Below are 20,071 nucleotides of genomic sequence, written 5' to 3' on the forward strand. Positions count from 1 at the left end.
GGCCACCGGGGCGATCAGACCGGCCACGGCGGCCCCACCGAGCACCGCCACGGCCGCGTAGACGCCGTCGGCGGTGGCGACGCCGAGCGCCCCGGCCGCGCCGACCCGGAACGAGGTCCGGGCGCTGAGCCCCAGGATGAGCACCGCGATCGCGCCGACCGGCACGGCCACGCCGTAGCCGGCCACCAGGCCGGCGAGAAACGCGGCCGTCACGACGGTCGGTGGCGGGTCGAGGCCCGGTCCCGCGCGGTCCGCTGTCGACGCGCGGCGGTGGCCGCACGGACAGCGAGCTGCTTCGGGTACGCCTCGATCATCGGCCCATCATCGTCGGCGCGAGAGCGCGCCGCCATCGAATTCGAGACCGCGCCCCTCGCCTGTCCACTGCGACGGGACCGGCTACGTCGAGCCTGCCCGCCAACCTGACCTACGACTCGCGAGCCGGGACCGGCGTGCCGCAGCAGCGCTGGCCGACCAGGGGCGAGCACAGGACATGCCTCTCCGGCCCCTTTGCTCTGCCGCCCTCCGCGCGCCAGGCACGCAGAGTGAAAGCCCTGGGGCAGCCAGCGGCACCCCGGCGCAGGGGTAGTGCCCGGCAGGCGGTGGTGTCGCGGTTGGGGGCAGCAGAGCAAAGCGTCGAACCGGGATCAGGGGTGGCGGCACCGCATTCACTCATCGTCACCAGACACCGTGATCCACCGAGGCGCCGGGAACCAGCAGGGCGCGGCACCCCATCGGATGCCGCGCCCTTGGTGACCGGGAAGCGTCCAGACGTCAGAGCCGACCGAGCGGCCAGACGTTGACGCCGACCGAGCGGCCAGACTTTGAAGCCGAGCGACCGGTCAGACGTTGAAGCCGAGCGACCGGTCAGACGTTGAAGCCGAGCGACCGGAGCTGGTCCCGGCCCTCGTCGGTGATCTTGTCCGGCCCCCACGGCGGGAGCCACACCCAGTTGATCCGGATGTCGTTGACCAGCCCGCCGCCCGGACCGGTGGTCAGCGCCTGCCGGGCCTGGTCCTCGATCACGTCGGTGAGCGGGCAGGCCGCCGAGGTCAGCGTCATGTCCAGGGTCGCGACGTTCTCGTCGTCCACGTGCACCCCGTACACCAGGCCGAGGTCGACCACGTTGATGCCCAGCTCGGGGTCGACGACGTCCTTCATCGCCTCCTCGATGTCGGCGAGGACGGCCTTGCCACCCCCGGCCGCCGGGGTGCCGGCGTCGCCGGCGCCCGGCGTCGCCGCGCCCTCGGTCGCCCCGGCGCCGGCCTGCGGCGTCGTGACGGCCTCGCCGGCCTGCGGCGTCGTGACGGCCTCGCCGGTCTCCGGCGTCGCCTCGGTAGCGGTGTTCTCGCTCATGCCTTCACCTCCGGGCTCACGCCCACGCCGGCGCGTGCCGCGGCGTCCTTGAACGCCATCCACGGCAGCAGCGCGCACTTGACCCGGGCGGGGTAGCGCGCGACACCCGCGAACGCCACCCCGTCACCGAGCACGTCCTCGTCCGGCGTGACCTGGCCACGGCCGGACATCAACTCGACGAACGCCTCGTGCACGACGAACGCCTCACCCGCGCCCCGGCCGACCAGCAGCTCGTGCAGCACGCTCGCCGAGGCCTGGCTGATCGAGCAGCCCATGCCGTCGTACGAGACGTCGCGCAGCACGTCGCCGTCGGTCGCCACCCGGACGGTGACCTCGTCACCGCAGGTCGGGTTGACGTGGTGCGCCTCGGCGACCCGGTCACCCGGATCGTCCGCGTCGCGCAGACCGCGCCCGTGCGGGTGCTTGTAGTGGTCCAGGATGATCTCCTGGTAGAGCTGGTCGAGCTGCATCAGTCGAACACCTTCCGCACCTGCTCCAAACCGGCCACCAGGGCGTCGATCTCCCCGGTGGTGGTGTAGAGGTAGAACGAGGCTCGCGTCATGGCCGGCACGCCGAAGCGGGTACAGACCGGCTTCGCGCAGTGGTGCCCCACCCGGACCTGCACACCGAGCGAGTCGAGGACCTGCCCCACGTCGTGCGGGTGGATGTCGCCGAGGGCGAACGAGATCGTGCCGCCCCGGCCCACCGGCACGGCCGGGCCGAAGATCCGCAGGCCGGGCACCGAGCCGAGCGCGTCCAGCGCGTACGCCGTCAGCTCCTTCTCGTGCCACTGGATGGCCCGCATGCCGATGCCGGTGAGGTAATCCACGGCCGCGCCGAGCGCCACCGCCTCGGCGATCGGCGGGGTGCCCGCCTCGAACCGGGCCGGCGGCGCCGCGAAGGTCGAGCGCGCCATCGACACCGTCTCGATCATCGAGCCGCCGCCGAGCACCGGCGGCATCGCCGCCAGCAGCTCCGCCCGGCCCCAGAGGACCCCGACGCCGGTCGGCCCGCACATCTTGTGCCCGGTGAAGACGATGAAGTCGGCGTCGAAGTCGACCACGTCCATCGGCATGTGCGGCACCGACTGCGAGCAGTCGAGCAGCAGCAGCGCCCCCACCTCGCGGACCCGCTGGGTGATCCGGGAGGTGGCGTTGACCGTGCCGAGGATGTTGGACATGTGCACCAGCGAGACGATCTTCGTCCGCTCGGTGACCAGGTCCTCCAGCCCCGACTCGTCCAGCCGGCCGGAGTCGGTGACCGGGAACCAGCGCAGGGTCGCGCCGGTGCGCTCGCAGAGCAGCTGCCACGGGACGATGTTCGAGTGGTGCTCCATCTCGGAGATCACCACCTCGTCACCGGGACCCAGCCGGAACCGCGGGTCGGCGTCGGGCCGCAGCGAGGCGTTGGAGAACGCGTACGCCACGATGTTGATCGCCTCGGTGGAGTTCTTGGTGAACACCACCTCGTCCACGCTCGGCGCGTTGATGAACGCGGCAAGCTTGGCCCGCGCGCCCTCGTACGCCTCGGTGGCCTCGGTGCCCAGGGTGTGCACCGAGCGGGACACGTTGGCGTTGTGCATCGCGTAGTGCTCGGCGAGCACGTCGAGCACCTGCCGCGGCTTGTGCGAGGTGTTGGCGCTGTCGAGATAGACCAGCCGGTGCCCGTTGACCTCCCGGTCGAGGATCGGGAAGTCGGCACGCACCTTCGCCACGTCGTAGCGCGGCACGTCGTCGTACTGCGGCATCCCCGGGGGGATCGCGATGGTGGTCATCTCAACCGGTCCTCTGCCTGGTCAGGCCCGCGCGGTGCCAGCGCCGGCAACGTACCGCTCGTAGCCCTCTTCCTCGAGCTTGTCGGCCAGCTCCCGGCCGCCCTGCTCGACGATCCGGCCGGCGACGAAGACGTGCACGAAGTCCGGCTTGATGTAGCGCAGGATCCGGGTGTAGTGGGTGATCAGCAGCAGGCCGGTGTCACCGGTGTCGCGAACCCGGTTGACGCCCTCGCTGACCACGCGCAGCGCGTCGACGTCGAGGCCGGAGTCGGTCTCGTCGAGGATCGCCATCTTCGGCTTGAGCAGCTCCAGCTGCACGATCTCGTGCCGCTTCTTCTCACCGCCGGAGAAACCCTCGTTGACGTTGCGCTGGGCGAAGGCCGGGTCCATCTGGAGGCGCTCCATGGCCCCGCGCAGCTCGCCGCCCCAGGTGCGCAGCTTCGGCGCCTCGCCGTCGATGGCGGTCTTGGCGGTACGCAGGAAGTTGGCCACCGAGACGCCGGGGACCTCGACCGGGTACTGCATGGCCAGGAAGAGACCGGCGCGGGCCCGCTCGTCGACGGACATGGCCAGCACGTCTTCGCCGTCGAGGGTCACCGAACCGCCGGTGATCTGGTACTTCGGGTGGCCGGCGATCGAGTAGGCCAGGGTGGACTTGCCGGAGCCGTTCGGGCCCATGATCGCGTGGGTCTCGCCGGAGCGGACGGTCAGGTCGACGCCGGCCAGGATCGGCTTGAGCTCACCCTCGGGCAGCTTGACCGACACCTTCAGGTCGCGGATCTCCAGGGTGCTCATTATCGGGTCACTCCATTGCTCGGCGTCAGGCTGACGTAGATGTCGCCGTCGCGGACTTCGACGGGGTAGACGGGAACGGGTTCGGTGGCGGGCAGCCCGGTCGGCTCACCGGTCCTCAGGTCGAAACGGGAACCATGCAGCCAGCATTCCAGCGAACAGCCCTCGACCTCCCCCTCGGAGAGGGCGACCGCGGCGTGCGAGCACTCGTCGTAGGCGGCGTAGAACTCCCCGTCCTCGCCGTGCACCAGCGCGATCGGGGTGCCGTCGACGTCCGCGCTGATCACGGTCCCCTTCGGCACGTCCTCGGTCGAGCAGATCCGGATCATCAGGCGCCCGCCTTGGCCAGGCGTGCCTCGATCGCGTCCCCCAGGCGCTCGCGCAGCGACTCGACCGGGATCTTGTTGATCAGCTCGGCGAAGAAGCCGCGGACCACCAGGCGCCGGGCCTCGGCCGCCGGGATGCCCCGGGCCATCAGGTAGAACAGCTGCTCGTCGTCGAAGCGACCGGTCGCGCTCGCGTGGCCGGCGCCGGCGATCTCGCCGGTCTCGATCTCCAGGTTGGGTACGGAGTCCGCCCGCGCGCCGTCGGAGAGCAGCAGGTTCCGGTTGATCTCGTACGTGTCGGTGCCGGTCGCCTCGGCCCGGATCAGCACGTCACCCACCCAGACGGTGTGTGCGCTCTCGCCCTGCAGGGCGCCCCGGTAGCCGACGTGGCTGCGGCAGTCCGGCACGGTGTGGTCGACCAGCTGCCGGTGCTCCAGGTGCTGGCCGGAGTCGGCGAAGTAGACACCGTACAGCTCGGCCTCGCCACCCCGGTCGGTGTACTGCACGGAGGTGTACTGCCGCACCAGGTCGCCACCGAGGGTCACCTGGACGTGCACCACCTTGGCGTCGCGACCAAGCCTGACCCGCAGGTGCTGGGCCTGCACCGCGTCGGCGGCCCAGTCGGCGACGGTGACCAGGGTCAGCTTCGCCCCGTCGCCCACCGACACCTCGACGTTGTCGGCCAGCGTGCCGGTGCCGACGTGCTGGAGCACGATGACCGACTCGGAGAGCGAACCGATGTCGACGAACGTGTGGGCGAAGGCCACCACGTCGGTCGGGCCGCCGTGCACGGTGATCATCACGGGCTCGGCGACGACCGCCTCCCGGGCCACCTCCACCAGCGTGCCGAGCTGCGACTCACCGTAGGCACGGGCGCTGATCCGGTCCACCGGGGTCAGGACGCTGCCCCGGCGCGGGTCGTCGTTGGCCAGGGTCCCGATCCGGACGCCCTCGGGCAGCTGCCCGTACTCGCGGGCGGGCCAGTGGGCCGACTCGTCGGAGACGGCGCCGTCGAGCAGGCCGCGCAGTCGCTTGAGCGGGGTGAAGCGCCACTCCTCCTCCAGGCCGGTGAGGGCCGGGAAGTCGGCGACGTCGTACGAGCGGAGCGCCTGCGACTTGGTGCTGGGCGGCGCGGAAGCCTGGGTAGTCATCTCTTCCTTGGTCTGTTCTGGCGACGACGGAGTCAGGTGAGCGGACGGCGGGCCGGCGCGGGCCGGCCCACCGGGTGGGGCGGGCGGCGTCAGCCGACCGCGCCCTCCATCTGCAGCTCGATCAGGCGGTTGAGCTCCAGGGCGTACTCCATCGGGAGCTCCTTGGCGATCGGCTCGATGAAGCCGCGCACGATCATCGCCATCGCCTCGTCCTCGCTCAGGCCCCGGCTCATCAGGTAGAAGAGCTGGTCATCGCTGATCTTGGAGACGGTCGCCTCGTGCCCCATCGACACGTCGTCCTCACGGATGTCGACGTACGGGTAGGTGTCCGAGCGGGAGATGGTGTCGACCAGCAGCGCGTCGCACTTGACCGTGCTCCGGCTGCTGTGCGAGCCCTCCAGCACCTGCACCAGGCCCCGGTAGGAGGTGCGGCCGCCGCCCCGGGCGATCGACTTGGAGACGATCGTCGAGGAGGTGTGCGGCGCGGCGTGGACCATCTTGGCGCCAGCGTCCTGGTGCTGGCCCTCGCCGGCCATGGCCACCGAGAGCACCTCGCCCTTGGCGTGCGGGCCGGTCATGTAGACCGCCGGGTACTTCATCGTCACCTTGGAGCCGATGTTGCCGTCGATCCACTCCATGGTCGCGCCCTCGTGGCACACGGCGCGCTTGGTGACCAGGTTGTAGACGTTGTTCGACCAGTTCTGGATGGTCGTGTAGCGGCAGCGCGCGTTCTTCTTGACGATGATCTCCACCACGGCGCTGTGCAGCGAGTCCGAGGAGTAGATCGGCGCGGTGCAGCCCTCGACGTAGTGCACGTACGCACCCTCGTCGACGATGATCAGCGTCCGCTCGAACTGGCCCATGTTCTCGGTGTTGATCCGGAAGTAGGCCTGCAGCGGGATCTCCACCTGCACGCCCTTCGGCACGTAGATGAACGAGCCGCCGGACCAGACGGAGGTGTTCAGCGCGGCGAACTTGTTGTCGCCGACCGGGATCACCGTGCCGAAGTACTCCTTGAAGACGTCCTCGTGCTCGCGCAGGGCCGTGTCGGTGTCGAGGAAGAGGACGCCCTGCTCCTCAAGGTCCTCACGGATCTTGTGGTAGACGACCTCGGACTCGTACTGCGCCGCGACACCGGCGACGAGGCGCTGCTTCTCGGCCTCGGGGATGCCCAGCCGGTCGTAGGTGTTCTTGATGTCCTCGGGCAGGTCCTCCCAGTTGGCGGCCTGCTTCTCCGTGGAGCGGACGAAGTACTTGATGTTGTCGAAGTCGATCCCGGTGAGGTCGGCGCCCCAGTTCGGCATCGGCTTGCGACCGAACAGCCGCAGACCCTTCAGCCGCAGGTCGAGCATCCAGGCCGGCTCGTTCTTCTTGGCCGAGATGTCCCGCACCACCGCCTCGCTGAGACCGCGCTGGGCCACCGACCCCGCGACGTCCGGGTCGGCCCAGCCGTACTCGTAGTTGCCCAGGGCGGCGAGCTGCTCTTCCTGGGTCAAGGGCTGGACGATCTGCTCGGTCATCTATCTGTCCTCACAGTGGTGACGGTCTTACCGGACTGGGCGCGCCCCGGCTGGGCCGGAATGTGCGTGGTGCACACCCCGTCGCCGTGCGCGATGGTGGCCAGGCGCTGCACGTGTGTGCCGACCAGACGGGAGATCACCGTGGTCTCGGCCTCGCACAGCTGGGGAAACTCGGCGGCCACGTGCGCCACCGGGCAGTGGTGCTGACAGAGCTGCCCGCCGGAGGCGATCGTGGACGCGTTGGCAGCGTAACCCTCGGCGGTGAGCGCTCCGGCGAGCGCCTCGGCCCGGGCGAGGGGGTCGTCACCGGCGTCCTCCATGGCGGCCCGGCAGCGGGCCTCCAGGGCGGCGACCTGATCGGCGGCGAAGGCCTCGACCGCGTCGGAACCGCCGCTGCGGGCGATCCAGCGCAGCGCGGCGGTGGCCATGTTGTCGTAGTGGTGGGTGCCGCAGCGGACCCGCCCCGCGTCGGTCAGCAGGAACACCTTGGCCGGTCGGCCCCGCCCGCGGCTGCCGCGCACGGCCTGGTCGCGGGCGACGACGTCACCGTCGGCGAGCATCGCGTCGAGGTGCCGGCGGATCGCCGCCGGGCTGAGCCCCAGCGCCGAGCCGAGCTGGGCGGCGGTGGTCGCCCCCCGCTCCAGCAGCAGCTGGGTCACCCGGCCCCGGGTGGAGAGGTCGGTCGCGGACGCGGGGGACGCGGTCTGACCGGCGACCGGAGCGGTCGCCAGCTGAGGCCCGGAGAGCTCCGCCGCGTTTTTCACAACACCAACGTTACGTAATTCGCCCGGGGCCCGCAAACCGGCCCCCGGTGATCCGAACCACCACCGCGGCGGAGTCGCACGATCCTCGATCACTACAGTGCGTAGGATTTGCGCCGTGAAGCGATCCGTCCGGTTCCCCATCTCCGCCGTTCTGCTGCGCCGCCTCGCGCTCGCCTCGATCATCGCGAACGTGGGCATCGTCGTCACCGGCGGGGCGGTCCGGCTGACCGGCTCCGGCCTCGGCTGCCCCACCTGGCCCAGGTGCACCGAAGGGTCGTACGTGGCCACGGCCGAGATGGGCGTGCACGGGGTGATCGAGTTCGGCAACCGCCTGCTCACCTTCGTGGTGGTCCTCGTCGCCGCCGCCGCACTGCTCGCCGCGCTGCTGCACCGTCCGCGCCGGCGCAGCGTCGTGCTGCTGGCGGCCTCGGTGGTGCTCGGCATCGTGATCCAGGCGGTGGTCGGCGGGATCACCGTCCGGATGCAGCTGCACCCGTCGATCGTCGGCATCCACTTCGTGATCTCGATGCTGCTGCTGCTCGCCGCGTACGCCTTCTGGCGCCGCACCGGCGAGCCCGACGGGCCGGCGTTCCCGCTCGTCCCACGGCCGATCCGCACGCTGGTCGGGCTCACCGTGGCGGCCGCCGCCGCCGTGATCGTGGTGGGCGTCGCGGTGACCGGCAGCGGCCCGCACGCCGGCGACGCGGACGCCGTCCGCAACGGGCTGGACCCGGAGACGATCTCCCAGGTCCACGCCGACCTGGTCTTCCTGCTCGTGGGCCTGAGCGTGGCGCTGTGGCTGGCGCTGAAGGCGGTCGGCGCCCCGCCCGCCGCGGTGCGCGCCGCGGCGGTCCTGCTCCTGGTCGAGCTGGCCCAGGGCGTCGTCGGGTTCGTGCAGTACTTCACGAACCTGCCCGCGCTCCTGGTCGGTGCGCACATGCTCGGCTCCTGCCTGGTCTGGCTGGCCACCCTGGCCGTGCTCTGGTCGGTGCGGGAACGCCGCCCGGTCACCCCGACGGCGACGCCTGCCGCCGCGGCCGAGCGCGCCGTCGAGGTCAACGCCTGAGGCGACCCGCGCGCCACACCCTGCCGGTCCGGGGCCAGCCCTCGTCGCCGGGACGCGGCGGCCTGGCGACGAGGATCCGCACGACCTCGCTGACGGTGTGGGGACATCTCGCGACGCGCCGGTCGCGGGACGCCGCTCGGGTCAGGTGGGGCCGGTGAGGTGGCTGAGGATCGCGTCGGCGAGGCGCTCGGGAGCGCCGTCGGCGTACCCGAGGAAGAGCGACGGCTCGGTGAGTTCCAGCTCGACCAGCACCGGGTTGCCGTCCGGGCCGGGGATCAGGTCGACCCGGGCGTAGAGCAACCGCTGCACGCCACCCGGGACCACCGCGAGGGTCTTCTCCGCCACCGCCAGCTGCTCCGGGGTCGCGGTGCGGGTGGTGATCTCCTCGGGCTTGTAGAGGCCGTCCGGGCCGAGGTCCGGGCCGGTCAGCATCGGGCCCTTGCGGATCGCGTGGCTGAAGACCGGCCCGTCCGGCCCCGCCAGGAACAGCAGCGCCGTCTCGCCGGCCGTGTCGACCGCGGTCAGGTACGGCTGGGCCATGGCCAGCCGGCCGGCGTCTCCGAGGCGCCGCACGTGCGCGGCGGCGAGGCGCCGGTGCTCCGGGTCGGCCAGGTCGTAGCGGCCGGTGTCCTGACTGCCGGCGCTCACCGCGGGCTTGACCACGTACTCGCCGTGCTCGGCGGGCGGCTCCCAGCGCTCCCCCGGCGCGACCCAGCCGGTCGGGACCGTCGGCACCCCGGCGGCCGAGAGCTCGGCCAGGTAGCGCTTGTCGGTGTTCCAGCGGACCACGTCGGCGGGGTTGGCGAGGGTGGGGACGGTGTCGGCCCAGGAGACGAACTCGTCGCGGCGCGGCGCGTAGTCCCAGGGCGACCGGAGCACCGCCAGGTCGTACGCCGACCAGTCGGCGGCCGGGTCGTCCCAGACCACCGGCACGGCGGTCACGCCGCGGCGCGCCAGCGGGGCGAGCAGCAGCCGGTCGTCCGGGTCGAGGTCGGCCAGTTCGGTACAGGTGACGAGAGCGACCCGGGGTTCCCCCCGGGTCGACTGGTGGTTGGTCAATTTATGTCAACGGGCCATCGTGCGCCGGGCCATCGACCGCCAGAGGTCGTTGCTCGGACGCATCTGGTCCATGAGTTCACGCTCCCAGGCGTTCTCGACGGTGACTCCCGCCTTCGCGCATGCCTGCCGCGCGACGACGGTGTCGTCCGCGAACTGGTCACCCCACGCCCCGTCGGAACCCACGAGGACGATGCGTGCGCCGCGCTTGCCGACGTACTCGATGACCGCCTTCGCCCCGCCGTGTCCGGCGGCGAACGACTTGATACCCGCGACCAGGCCGGTGGGGGCCTGCTCAGTGGCGGTCTGCTCGGCCGTCAGCGTCGTATCGGAACCATCTGCCATGACGCGAAGCCTAAGCAGACTTCCACCCGGGCGGGCGAGAACCATGAACCTTTTGTGATGCCAATTACCCTGAGGTTTAAGGAAGACCACAGGTGATCTGCCCGGTTAAATCACGACTTGTAGTGACAAAGCTCCGGGGTGAACCGGCTCGTCTCCGCGCACGCCGAACGGTTCCTGACGAGTGCCGAAAGTTTCTCCGATGTGACAAGAAACCCGGACAACTCATCCATCAACATGATTTGTCAGACGGAGAAGCGCACTGCCGCGACTCCGCGACCAGCGACCCCGGGCCTCGTCAGACCCGGACGCGACCCCTCTCAAGGGGGTCAGCGGCGGCGGGCCGTCAGATCAGGGCGTCCAACGCGACGGCGGCGAAGAGGATGGTCAGGTACGTCGTCGACCAGTGGAACAGCCGCATCGGCTTGACGGCCTCGCCCCGGCTCACCCGGCCACAGAGCCGGTGCGCCTCGACCAGGAAGATCGCGCCGACCACCAGGGTCGGCACGCCGTAGATCGCGCTCATGCCCAGCGGCCAGACCGCCAGCGACGTGAGCACGGTGAGCCAGGCGAAGATGAGGATCTCGGCGTTGACCCGGCGGGCGGAGGCGACCACCGGCAGCATCGGGATGCCGGCGCGGGCGTAGTCGTCCTTGTACTTCATCGCCAGCGGGTAGAAGTGCGGCATCTGCCAGAAGAAGACCACCGCGAACAGGCCCCAGGCGGCCGGCGACAGCGAGCCGGTCACCGCGGCCCAGCCGATCAGCACCGGAGCGGCCCCGCAGGCCCCGCCCCAGAACGTGTTCGCCGTGGTGGTGCGCTTGAGCCAGAGGGTGTAGACGAGGTCGTAGTACAGGATCGCGGCGAGGGTGAGCGCGGCCGCCAGCAGGTTGGTGAAGGCCGCCATCAGGGCGACCGAGACGACCGCCAGCACCAGGCCGAAGACCAGCGCGTTGCGCGGCGACACCGTGTGCGCCGGCAGCGGCCGGCGCTTGGTGCGCCGCATCAGCTGGTCGATGTCGCGGTCGATGTAGCAGTTGATGACGCTGGCCGCCCCGGCGGCCAGCGAGCCGCCGACCAGGACCACGGCCACCAGCCACAGCGACGGCATGCCGCCGTCGGCGAGCATCATCGCCGGCACGGTGGTGACCAGGAGCAGCTCCACGATCCGTGGCTTGGTCAGCGCCACGTACGCCGCGATCACCGCGCGGACGTCGCGGCGGCCGACCGCCGACGCCTCCGCCGCCGTCCGCACCGGAGGCTTCCCGGCAGAGTTGCTGACGGGGCGCTCGGTGATCATGCTCACGGATTGCCACCTTCCGGCGTCGGCAGGGGAGATCGGGGTTCGGTCGGGCCCGGTAACGGGTCCACATACCGACCCACACACTACGCGTCGTCGTTTTGGCTGCCCGGGCGACCCGACAAGGGTGCGGGCCGTCACAGCACCGGTCGAACCGCCATTCGCCCGGACACGTACAGACCACCATGCAGAGATCCCCGGGCGGACGTTTAGGACCGCTCGATAGGGTCATCAGTGAGGGTTCCGCCCATCTGCCGAGGAGCACAAGCATCGTGGCTGCCAACCGACCCGAGCACCCTGCACTGAACTGGTCCGACCTCGACCGCCGGGCCGTCGACACCGTCCGCGTGCTGGCCATGGACGCCGTGGAGAGATCCGGCAACGGCCACCCGGGCACCGCGATGAGCCTCGCGCCTGCGGCGTACGTGCTCTTCAACCGGGTCATGCGGCACAACCCGGCCGACCCGAACTGGCCCGGCCGGGACCGGTTCGTGCTCTCCGCCGGCCACTCCAGCCTCACCCTCTACATCCAGCTCTTCCTCTCCGGCTACCCGATGGCCCTGGAGGACCTGCAGTCCCTGCGGCAGTGGGGCTCGCTCACCCCGGGTCACCCGGAGCACGGGCACACCCCCGGCGTGGAGACCACCACCGGCCCGCTCGGCCAGGGCCTCGGCAACGCGGTCGGCATGGCGATGGCGGCCCGCCGTGAGCGCGGCCTGTTCGACCCGGAGGCGGAGGCCGGTGCCTCGGTCTTCGACCACGACATCTGGTGCATCGCCTCCGACGGTGACATCGAGGAGGGCATCAGCCACGAGGCGAGCGCGCTGGCCGGGCACCAGCAGCTGGGCAACCTCACCCTGATCTACGACGACAACGAGATCTCCATCGAGGACGACACCCGCATCGCCAAGAGCGAGGACGTGGCAGCCCGCTACGAGGCGTACGGCTGGCACGTGCAGACGGTCGACTGGCGCATCGGCGACGCCGACCAGGGCGACTACCACGAGGACGTGGAGGCGCTGCACGAGGCGCTGCTGGCGGCGAAGGCCGAGACCAGCCGCCCCTCCTTCATCGCGCTGCGCACCATCATCGGCTGGCCCGCACCGAACAAGCAGAACACTGGCAAGATCCACGGTTCGGCGCTCGGCGCCGACGAGGTGGCCGCCACCAAGCAGATCCTCGGCTTCGACCCGGCGCAGTCCTTCGAGATCGACGAGGAGGTGCTCGCCCACGCCCGCGAGGTGATGAGCCGGGGCGATCGGGCCCAGCAGGAATGGAGCCGGGCGTACGAGGGCTGGGCGCAGGCCAACCCGGAGCGCAAGGCGCTGCACGACCGGCTGGCCGGGCGGATCCTCCCCGACGGCTGGACCGACGCGCTGCCGCAGTTCCCGGCCGACGCGAAGGGCATCGCCACCCGGGCCGCCTCCGGCAAGGTCCTGGAGGCGCTCGCCCCGCTGCTGCCGGAGCTGTGGGGTGGCTCGGCCGACCTGGCCGAGAGCAACAACACCACCATGAAGGGCGAGCCGTCGTTCATCCCGGCCGCCCACGCCACCAAGGACTTCCCGGGCCACGAGTACGGCCGCACGCTGCACTTCGGCATCCGCGAGCACGCCATGGGCGCCATCCTCAACGGCATCGCCCTGCACGGCGGCACCCGCCCGTACGGCGGCACGTTCCTGGTGTTCAGCGACTACATGCGCCCCTCGGTGCGGCTCGCCGCGCTGATGAAGCTCCCGGTGGTCTACGTCTGGACGCACGACTCGATCGGCCTCGGCGAGGACGGCCCGACCCACCAGCCGGTGGAGCACCTCACCGCGCTGCGCGCCATCCCCGGCCTGGACGTGGTCCGCCCGGCGGACGCCAACGAGACGGCCTGGGCCTGGCGTCAGGCGCTGGAGCACACCGACCGGCCGACCGCGCTGGCCCTGAGCCGTCAGGCGCTGCCGACGCTGGACCGGGAGACGCTGGGCAGCGCCGAGGGCGTGACTAAGGGCGGCTACGTGCTGGCCGAGGCGTCCACCGGCAAGCCGCAGGTGATCATCGTCGGCACCGGCTCCGAGGTGCAGCTCTGCCTCACCGCCCGGGAGCGGCTGGAGGCCGACGGCACCCCCACCCGGGTCGTCTCGATGCCCTGCCAGGAGTGGTTCTACGAGCAGGACGAGGCGTACCGGGAGTCGGTGCTGCCGCGCGGGGTAAAGGCACGGGTGAGCGTGGAGGCGGGGATCGCCATGTCCTGGCGCGGGATCGTCGGCGAGTGCGGCGAGAGCGTGAGCCTGGAGCACTACGGCGCGAGCGCCCCGCACACCGTGCTCTTCGAGCAGTTCGGGTTCACCCCCGACCGGATCGTGGCCGCCGCGCACGCGGCGCTGACCCGGGTGGGCGACATCACCGGTTTCACGACCGGCAACTGAGGGGAGCGAACGGCATGACGGACAGGCTGGGTGAGCTCAGCGCCGCGGGTGTGGCGATCTGGCTCGACGATCTTTCCCGGACCCGACTGAGCTCCGGCGGGCTGGACCAGCTGCGCCGAGAGAAGCACCTGGTCGGGGTGACGTCCAACCCGACCATCTTCGCCAAGGCGCTGAGCGACGCGGACGAGTACAACTGGCAGCTCAAGGACCTCGCCACCCGTGGCCTGGAGGTCGAAGAGGCGGTTCGCCTGCTGACCACGTACGACGTGCGGTGGGCCTGCGACGTGATGCGGCCGGCGTACGACGGGAGCGCCGGGGTCGATGGCCGGGTCTCCATCGAGGTGGACCCACGGCTGGCCCACGAGACCGAGAAGACGGTCGCCGAGGCCAAGGGGTTGTGGTGGCTGATCGACCGCCCCAACCTCTTCATCAAGATCCCGGCCACCGAGGCGGGCCTGCCGGCGATCACCGCCACCCTGGCCGAGGGGATCAGCGTGAACGTGACGCTGATCTTCGGCCTGGACCGGTACTCGCAGGTGATGGAGGCGTTCCTCGCCGGCCTGGAGCAGGCGAAGGCGAACGGCCACGACCTGTCCAAGATCGGCTCGGTGGCGTCGTTCTTCGTCTCCCGCGTCGACTCCGAGGTCGACAAGCGATTGGAGAAGATCGGCTCCGACGAGGCCAAGGCGCTACGCGGCAAGGCGGCGATCGCCAACGCCAAACTGGCGTACGAGCGCTACGGCGAGGTCTTCTCCTCCGACCGCTGGCAGGCCCTCGCCGACGCCGGCGCGCACCCGCAGCGGCCGCTGTGGGCCTCCACCTCGACGAAGAACCCGGACTACCGGGACGTCGTGTACGTCGAGGAGCTGATCGCCCCCGGCACGGTCAACACCATGCCGGAGTCGGTCATCCACGCCTACGCCGACCACGGCGAGACGCGCGGCGACACCATCACCGGCTCGTACGACGAGGCCCGGAAGGTCTTCACCGACCTGGAGGCGGCCGGCGTGGACATGACCGACGTGATCGGCGTGCTGGAGCGCGAGGGCGTGGAGAAGTTCGAGGCGAGCTGGCTGGAACTGCTCGACGGCGTCCGCAACTCGTTGCAGGCCGCCCGCCAGGGCATCGGCGCCCCCAACAAGGCCGCCAAGGGCAACGCCCAGGCCGCCGAGCGGGCCGGAGGTAACGCATGAGCGACCTGCTCGCCGGGCCGGTCGAGGCGGCCGCTGGGCTCTCCGTGCACGGGGCCGACACGGTCGACAAGTCGGCGCCCGCCTCCACCCGCGACGCGCTGGTCTCCGCCGGCGTGCCCGGGAGGCTGGCCGAGAAGGACCCCACGCTGTGGGGGTCGGACGCCGAGGCCGAGGCGAAGGTCCGCCTCGGCTGGGTGGACACCCACCTCCGCAGCCGGGAGCTGCTCCCCCAGCTGGCCGAGCTGAAGGCCGAGCTGGGCGACCTGGACCACGTGGTGCTCGCCGGGATGGGCGGCTCCTCGCTGGCCCCCGAGGTCATCGCCCGCACCCTCGGCAGGCAGCTGACCGTGCTGGACACCACCGACCCGGGCCAGGTCCGGGCGGCGTTGGCCGACCGGCTGGAGCGGACCGTGGTCGTGGTGGCCAGCAAGTCCGGTTCGACGGTGGAGACCGACAGCCACCGGCGCGCGTACCGGCAGGCGTTCCTGGACGCCGGGATGACCGAGGCGGAGGCCGGCCGGCACTTCGTCATCGTCACCGACCCGGGCTCGCCGCTGGAGGCCACCGCCGCCGAGATGGGGGCGTTCTGCGTGCTCGCCGACCCGAACGTCGGGGGGCGCTACTCGGCGCTGACCGCGTTCGGGCTGGTGCCGTCCGCGCTCGCCGGCGTCGACGTCGCCGCTCTGCTCGACGAGGCCGACGCGCTGGCCGCGTCGCTCGGCGGGGACCGGGACAACCCGGCCCTGGCGCTGGGTGCCGCGCTGGGGGCGGCGGCCACCATGGGCCGGGACAAGATCGCGCTGGTCTCCGACGGCACCGGCATCGACGGCCTCGGCGACTGGGCCGAACAGCTGATCGCCGAGTCCACCGGCAAGGCCGGGGTCGGCATCCTGCCGGTCGTCGTGGAGTCCCCGGGTAGCCCCGGCGCCACCGGCGACGACGTGCTCACCGTCACCTACGGCGGCGCGCTGGCCGCCGGCGCCGTGCCCGGCGGCGGGACCGACGCCGACGTGGCGGTCAACGGCCCGCTCGGCGCCCAGTTCCTGACCTGGGAGTACGCCACCGCGATCGCCGGCGTGGTGCTCGGCATCGACCCGTTCAACCAGCCCAACGTCACCGAGTCCAAGGAGAACACCAACAAGATCCTCGCCTCGGGTCCGCCGGCGGAGACGCCGTCGTTCACCGAGGGCGCGATTGAGGTGTACGCGCCGCAGGGCGCCCCGGGCGACCTGGCCGGGGTGCTGCGCTGGCTGGTCGACGGGCTGGACGAGGGCGGCTACCTCGCGGTGATGGCGTACCTCGACCGGTTCGCCGACGCCGACGCGGCCCGGCTGCGCCCGCTGCTCGCCGAGGCCGCCGGCCGCCCGGTGACCTTCGGTTGGGGGCCACGGTTCCTGCACTCCACCGGCCAGTACCACAAGGGCGGCCCGCAGGTGGGCAGCTACCTCCAGCTGACCGGCGCCGCGGAAACCGACCTGCCGGTGCCGGAAAAGCCGTACACCTTCGGGGAGCTGCAGGCGGCGCAGGCCGCCGGTGACCGGCAGGCCCTCGCCGGTCGGGAGCGCCCGCTGCTGCGGCTGCACCTGACCGACCGGTCCGCCGGTGTGGCCCAGCTGCTCGATGCGGTCGGGACGTTGCGGGCGTGACCATGTCAGACGTGAACCGAGCGGAGCGAGGAGGCGGCGTGAACCCGCTGCGCGACGCGCAGGACCGGCGGCTGCCGAGGATCCCGGAGCCGTGCGCTCTGGTGATCTTCGGCGTCACCGGGGACCTGGCCCGGAAGAAGCTGCTCCCGGCCGTGTACGACCTGGCGAACCGGGGGCTGCTGCCCCCGGGTTTCGTGGTCCTCGGGTTCGCCCGCCGGGACTGGGGTGACGGCGACTTCGAGTCCCTCACGTACGAGGCGGCCAAGAAGCACGCCCGCACTCCCTGGCGGGAGGAGGTGTGGGCGCGGCTGGCCGGCAACATCAAGTTCGTCGGCGGCTCGTTCGACGACGACGCCGCCTTCGACCAGCTCGCCGCGACCATGGACGAGCTGCGCCAGACCCACGGCATCCCGGGCAACGCCGCCTTCTACTTCTCCATCCCACCGGCGGCGTTCCCGGTGGTGCTCAAGCAGCTCGCCCGCACCGGGATGGCCGACAACGCCAAGTCCGGCGGCTGGCGCCGGGTGGTGGTGGAGAAGCCCTTCGGTCACGACCTGCCGTCGGCGAAGACGCTCAACGACCTCGTCGACGACGTCTTCACCCGCGAGGACGTCTTCCGCATCGACCACTACCTGGGCAAGGAGACCGTCCAGAACATCCTCGCCCTGCGGTTCGCCAACAACCTGTTCGAGCCGCTCTGGAACTCCAAGTACGTCGACTCGGTGCAGATCACCATGGCCGAGGACGTCGGCATCGGCACCCGCGCCGGCTTCTACGACTCGGCCGGCGCCGCCCGCGACGTCCTGCAGAACCACCTGCTCCAACTCCTGGCGCTGGTGGCGATGGAGGAGCCGACGAGCTTCGACGCCGACGAGATCCGCACCGAGAAGCTGAAGGTGCTCCGGGCGATCACCCTGCCGAAGGACGTCAGCCAGGGCACCGTGCGCGGGCAGTACCTGCCCGGCTGGGTGGGCGGCGAACGCGCGGTCGGCTACCTGGAGGAGGAGGGCGTCCCGCAGGACTCGACCACCGAGACCTACGTGGCGGTCCGGCTCGGCATCCAGAACCGCCGCTGGGCCGAGGTTCCGTTCTACATCCGCGCCGGCAAGCGGCTGCCGCGCCGGGTGACCGAGGTCGCCATCATGTTCAAGAAGGCGCCGCACCTGCCGTTCAACGCCGCCGACATGGAGTCGCTCGGCAACAACCAGTTGGTCATCCGGGTCCAGCCGGACGAGGGCGTGGTGCTCAAGTTCGGTTCCAAGGTGCCCGGCACCACGATGGAGGTCCGCGACATCGCGATGGACTTCCAGTACGGCGAGGCGTTCACCGAGTCCAGCCCCGAGGCGTACGAGCGGCTGGTGCTGGACGTGCTGATCGGCGACCGCACCCTTTTCCCCGACGCCGCCGAGGTCGAGCAGAGCTGGCAGGTCGTGGACCCGCTGGAGCACGCCTGGACGGGCACCACGCCGGAGCCGTACCGGGCCGGGGAGTGGGGGCCGCGGGCCGCCGACGAGCTGCTGGCCCGCGAGGGCCGGGCCTGGCGGCGAGCGTGACCAGGCGCAGCGAGCAGACCAGGAGGCCCCAGTGATCGGGTTGTGGGACACCACCGGCAACGAGGTGGTCAAGGCGCTCGCCGCCGAGCGACGCAGCGCCGGCGGGGTGGCCAGCGGCATGGCGCTCACCCTGATCGTGGTGGTGGACGAGAAGCGGGTCCGCGAGGCGGAGGCGGCGGCGACCATCGCCGCCGCCGCGCACCCCTGCCGGCTGTTGGTGGTGGTGCGCTCCGACGTCGAGCGGGAACACAACCGGCTGGACGCGGAGATCGTCGTCGGCGGCCGGCTCGGCCCGGGCGAGGCGGTGGTCACCCGGATGTACGGGCGGCTGGCCCTGCACGCCGAGTCGGTGGTGATGCCGCTGCTGGTGCCCGACGTGCCCGTGGTGACCTGGTGGCACAGCGAGCCGCCAGCCGAGATCGCCACCGACTTCCTCGGCGTGGTGGCCGACCGGCGGATCACCGACGCCGCCCAGGCCGTCGACCCGATCGAGGCGCTGCACCAGCGGGCCGCGGACTACGCCCCGGGCGACACCGACCTGGCCTGGACCCGGATCACCCCGTGGCGCACGCTGGTCGCCGGGGCGTTCGACACCACCGAGGCGCGGGTCACCGAGGCCACCGTGGTCGCCCCGCGCACCGACCCGACGGCCGCCCTGATGAGCGGCTGGCTGGCCAGCCGGCTGGGGATCAACCCCCGCCGGGAACACACCGACGAGTTCCCCCGGATGCGGGAGGTGCAGCTGCGCTGCGCCAACGGCGACGAGCTGACGCTGACCCGCGAGGACAGCATGGCGAGGTTCCGCCGTAGCGGCCAGGAAGACCGCACCCTGCCGCTGGTCCGCCGGCCGCTCGGCGACGAGCTGGCCGAGGAGCTGCGCCGACTCGACGCCGACCAGGTGTACGCGGAGGCGCTGGGCGCCGTGGCCGGGCTGACCGACCTGGACCAGCACCCCGCCCAGCGGGTGCACGTCTGGAAGGACCCGGCCACCGCGCGGTGGGCCGAGGCGGGGGTCACCGCGCACGCGGGAACGAGCGCCGAGCACTGAGCGCCCCGGAAGCCGGGGCACTCTCCCCGGCCACGACGGACCACAGACCGCGAGCGGTCGTGACACGAAGGCACAACGAGTGAGCGAGCGGAGCGAGCGAATCATCAGGCTCAGCGAAACGTGCCTCATGACGGCACGCAGCGCAGCGGAGTGCCGGCATGAGTGAGGCGAGTGTCGCCGTCCACGCCGACGCCGACCTGCTGGCGCAGGCGGTCGCGGCGCGGTTGCTGGTGAAGCTGCTCGACGCCCAGGCCGAGCGGGGTCAGGCGTCGGTGGTGCTGACCGGCGGGCGGATCGCCGCGGCGGTGCACCGGGCGGTGGCGGCGCTGCCGGCCCGGGACGCGGTGGACTGGTCCCGGGTGGACGTCTGGTGGGGCGACGAGCGGTTCCTGCCCGCCGGCGACCCGGAGCGCAACGAGACCCAGGCCCGGGCGGCGCTGCTGGACGTGGTGCCACTGGACCCGGCCCGGGTGCACCCGATGCCGGCCTCCGACGGCCCGGCCGGGGCGGACCCGGAGGAGGCGGCGGCGCGTTACGCCGTCGAACTGGCCGCGGCGGCCCGGCCCGGCACCGCCGTGCTCCCCCACTTCGACGTGGTGATGCTCGGTGTCGGCGAGGACGGGCACGTGGCCTCGGTCTTCCCCGAGCATCCCGTACACCATGACAGCCGGCCGGTCAGCGCGGTCCGGGGCAGCCCGAAGCCGCCGCCGGTGCGGACCACCCTGACCCTCCCGACGATCAACACCGCCGAGGAGGTCTGGCTGGTGGCCAGCGGG

Annotated in this window: 18 protein-coding genes and 1 pseudogene; 7 read left to right on the top strand and 12 right to left on the bottom strand. The window is 71.7% G+C overall.

Annotated features, from left to right (window positions below):
• The 9 genes and pseudogenes from NCC78_RS12045 to NCC78_RS12085 form a co-directional block, all read right to left on the bottom strand.
• A pseudogene (locus NCC78_RS12045) lies at nt 1-219 on the bottom strand (lysine transporter LysE); the annotation flags it as partial.
• 645 nt (nt 220-864) lie between these two features.
• Nucleotides 865-1,353 carry a metal-sulfur cluster assembly factor gene (locus NCC78_RS12050; RefSeq protein WP_250794416.1) on the bottom strand — a complete coding sequence of 163 codons (489 nt, stop codon included), beginning with the start codon at nt 1,351-1,353 and terminating at the stop codon, nt 865-867.
• Nucleotides 1,350-1,823 (bottom strand): Fe-S cluster assembly sulfur transfer protein SufU, encoded by a 474-nt coding sequence (gene sufU / locus NCC78_RS12055; RefSeq protein ID WP_250794418.1) that lies wholly within the window; start codon nt 1,821-1,823, stop codon nt 1,350-1,352. The genes NCC78_RS12050 and sufU overlap by 4 nt, the downstream gene beginning before the upstream one ends.
• Complete coding sequence (locus NCC78_RS12060) at nt 1,823-3,127, bottom strand: cysteine desulfurase (RefSeq protein ID WP_250794420.1); 1,305 nt, start codon at nt 3,125-3,127, stop codon at nt 1,823-1,825. Before NCC78_RS12060 ends, sufU begins: the two co-directional genes overlap by 1 nt.
• A gap of 21 nt (nt 3,128-3,148) precedes the next feature.
• On the bottom strand, nt 3,149-3,922 hold the full coding sequence (gene sufC / locus NCC78_RS12065) for a Fe-S cluster assembly ATPase SufC (RefSeq protein ID WP_250794422.1): 774 nt from the start codon (nt 3,920-3,922) through the stop codon (nt 3,149-3,151).
• Nucleotides 3,922-4,248 carry a non-heme iron oxygenase ferredoxin subunit gene (locus tag NCC78_RS12070; protein ID WP_250794424.1) on the bottom strand — a complete coding sequence of 109 codons (327 nt, stop codon included), beginning with the start codon at nt 4,246-4,248 and terminating at the stop codon, nt 3,922-3,924. Before NCC78_RS12070 ends, sufC begins: the two co-directional genes overlap by 1 nt.
• Nucleotides 4,248-5,396, bottom strand: coding sequence for a Fe-S cluster assembly protein SufD (sufD, locus tag NCC78_RS12075; protein WP_250794426.1), 1,149 nt, complete (start codon nt 5,394-5,396; stop codon nt 4,248-4,250). The genes NCC78_RS12070 and sufD overlap by 1 nt, the downstream gene beginning before the upstream one ends.
• Nucleotides 5,397-5,485: 89 nt before the next feature.
• On the bottom strand, nt 5,486-6,916 hold the full coding sequence (gene sufB / locus NCC78_RS12080; RefSeq protein ID WP_250794428.1) for a Fe-S cluster assembly protein SufB: 1,431 nt from the start codon (nt 6,914-6,916) through the stop codon (nt 5,486-5,488).
• A complete protein-coding gene (locus NCC78_RS12085; RefSeq protein WP_250794430.1) occupies nt 6,913-7,680 on the bottom strand; it encodes a helix-turn-helix transcriptional regulator in 768 nt (255 codons plus the stop codon). Before NCC78_RS12085 ends, sufB begins: the two co-directional genes overlap by 4 nt.
• A gap of 97 nt (nt 7,681-7,777) precedes the next feature.
• Between NCC78_RS12085 and NCC78_RS12090 the strand changes: the two genes are divergently transcribed.
• The gene (locus NCC78_RS12090) at nt 7,778-8,746 is read left to right on the top strand and encodes a COX15/CtaA family protein (RefSeq protein ID WP_250794433.1); all 969 of its coding nucleotides are present in this window, start codon (nt 7,778-7,780) and stop codon (nt 8,744-8,746) included.
• 141 nt (nt 8,747-8,887) lie between these two features.
• Here NCC78_RS12090 and NCC78_RS12095 read toward each other — a convergent pair whose 3' ends face one another.
• From NCC78_RS12095 to NCC78_RS12105, 3 genes are all read right to left on the bottom strand, one after another.
• A complete protein-coding gene (locus tag NCC78_RS12095) occupies nt 8,888-9,805 on the bottom strand; it encodes an ATP-grasp domain-containing protein (RefSeq protein WP_250794435.1) in 918 nt (305 codons plus the stop codon).
• A gap of 6 nt (nt 9,806-9,811) precedes the next feature.
• Nucleotides 9,812-10,147, bottom strand: coding sequence for a hypothetical protein (locus NCC78_RS12100; protein ID WP_250794437.1), 336 nt, complete (start codon nt 10,145-10,147; stop codon nt 9,812-9,814).
• A 343-nt stretch (nt 10,148-10,490) separates the two neighbouring features.
• Nucleotides 10,491-11,450: a heme o synthase gene (locus NCC78_RS12105; protein ID WP_250794439.1), complete on the bottom strand. Its 960-nt coding sequence runs from the start codon at nt 11,448-11,450 to the stop codon at nt 10,491-10,493.
• Between the two features lie 266 nt (nt 11,451-11,716).
• Between NCC78_RS12105 and tkt the strand changes: the two genes are divergently transcribed.
• From tkt to pgl, 6 genes are all read left to right on the top strand, one after another.
• Entirely contained in the window at nt 11,717-13,855 is a 2,139-nt protein-coding gene (gene tkt, locus NCC78_RS12110) for a transketolase (protein ID WP_250794441.1), read from the top strand.
• Nucleotides 13,856-13,869: 14 nt separating this feature from the next.
• Nucleotides 13,870-15,048 carry a transaldolase gene (gene tal / locus NCC78_RS12115; RefSeq protein WP_250794443.1) on the top strand — a complete coding sequence of 393 codons (1,179 nt, stop codon included), beginning with the start codon at nt 13,870-13,872 and terminating at the stop codon, nt 15,046-15,048.
• Nucleotides 15,045-16,694: a phosphoglucose isomerase-related protein gene (locus NCC78_RS12120; RefSeq protein WP_250794445.1), complete on the top strand. Its 1,650-nt coding sequence runs from the start codon at nt 15,045-15,047 to the stop codon at nt 16,692-16,694. The genes tal and NCC78_RS12120 overlap by 4 nt, the downstream gene beginning before the upstream one ends.
• 2 nt (nt 16,695-16,696) lie before the next feature.
• The gene (zwf, locus tag NCC78_RS12125) at nt 16,697-18,247 is read left to right on the top strand and encodes a glucose-6-phosphate dehydrogenase (RefSeq protein ID WP_250794451.1); all 1,551 of its coding nucleotides are present in this window, start codon (nt 16,697-16,699) and stop codon (nt 18,245-18,247) included.
• A gap of 31 nt (nt 18,248-18,278) precedes the next feature.
• A complete protein-coding gene (locus NCC78_RS12130; protein WP_250794447.1) occupies nt 18,279-19,295 on the top strand; it encodes a glucose-6-phosphate dehydrogenase assembly protein OpcA in 1,017 nt (338 codons plus the stop codon).
• Nucleotides 19,296-19,453: 158 nt separating this feature from the next.
• Nucleotides 19,454-20,071, top strand: a 618-nt coding sequence (pgl, locus tag NCC78_RS12135) for a 6-phosphogluconolactonase (protein ID WP_250794449.1), incomplete at its 3' end; no start/stop codon positions are given.

It is taken from the genome of Micromonospora phytophila (assembly GCF_023656545.1).
Classification (GTDB): domain Bacteria; phylum Actinomycetota; class Actinomycetes; order Mycobacteriales; family Micromonosporaceae; genus Micromonospora; species Micromonospora phytophila.

What these genes read in the sequence shown, in the direction of transcription:
- NCC78_RS12050 (WP_250794416.1), bottom strand. Translation starts at nt 1,353, where the DNA reads ATGAGCGAGAACACCGCTACCGAGGCGACGCCGGAGACCGGCGAGGCC.
- sufD (WP_250794426.1), bottom strand. Translation starts at nt 5,396, where the DNA reads ATGACTACCCAGGCTTCCGCGCCGCCCAGCACCAAGTCGCAGGCGCTC.
- NCC78_RS12120 (WP_250794445.1), top strand. Translation starts at nt 15,045, where the DNA reads ATGAGCGACCTGCTCGCCGGGCCGGTCGAGGCGGCCGCTGGGCTCTCC.
- zwf (WP_250794451.1), top strand. Translation starts at nt 16,697, where the DNA reads ATGTCAGACGTGAACCGAGCGGAGCGAGGAGGCGGCGTGAACCCGCTG.
- NCC78_RS12060 (WP_250794420.1), bottom strand. Translation starts at nt 3,127, where the DNA reads ATGACCACCATCGCGATCCCCCCGGGGATGCCGCAGTACGACGACGTG.
- sufC (WP_250794422.1), bottom strand. Translation starts at nt 3,922, where the DNA reads ATGAGCACCCTGGAGATCCGCGACCTGAAGGTGTCGGTCAAGCTGCCC.
- NCC78_RS12100 (WP_250794437.1), bottom strand. Translation starts at nt 10,147, where the DNA reads ATGGCAGATGGTTCCGATACGACGCTGACGGCCGAGCAGACCGCCACT.
- NCC78_RS12070 (WP_250794424.1), bottom strand. Translation starts at nt 4,248, where the DNA reads ATGATCCGGATCTGCTCGACCGAGGACGTGCCGAAGGGGACCGTGATC.
- sufB (WP_250794428.1), bottom strand. Translation starts at nt 6,916, where the DNA reads ATGACCGAGCAGATCGTCCAGCCCTTGACCCAGGAAGAGCAGCTCGCC.
- sufU (WP_250794418.1), bottom strand. Translation starts at nt 1,823, where the DNA reads ATGCAGCTCGACCAGCTCTACCAGGAGATCATCCTGGACCACTACAAG.
- tal (WP_250794443.1), top strand. Translation starts at nt 13,870, where the DNA reads ATGACGGACAGGCTGGGTGAGCTCAGCGCCGCGGGTGTGGCGATCTGG.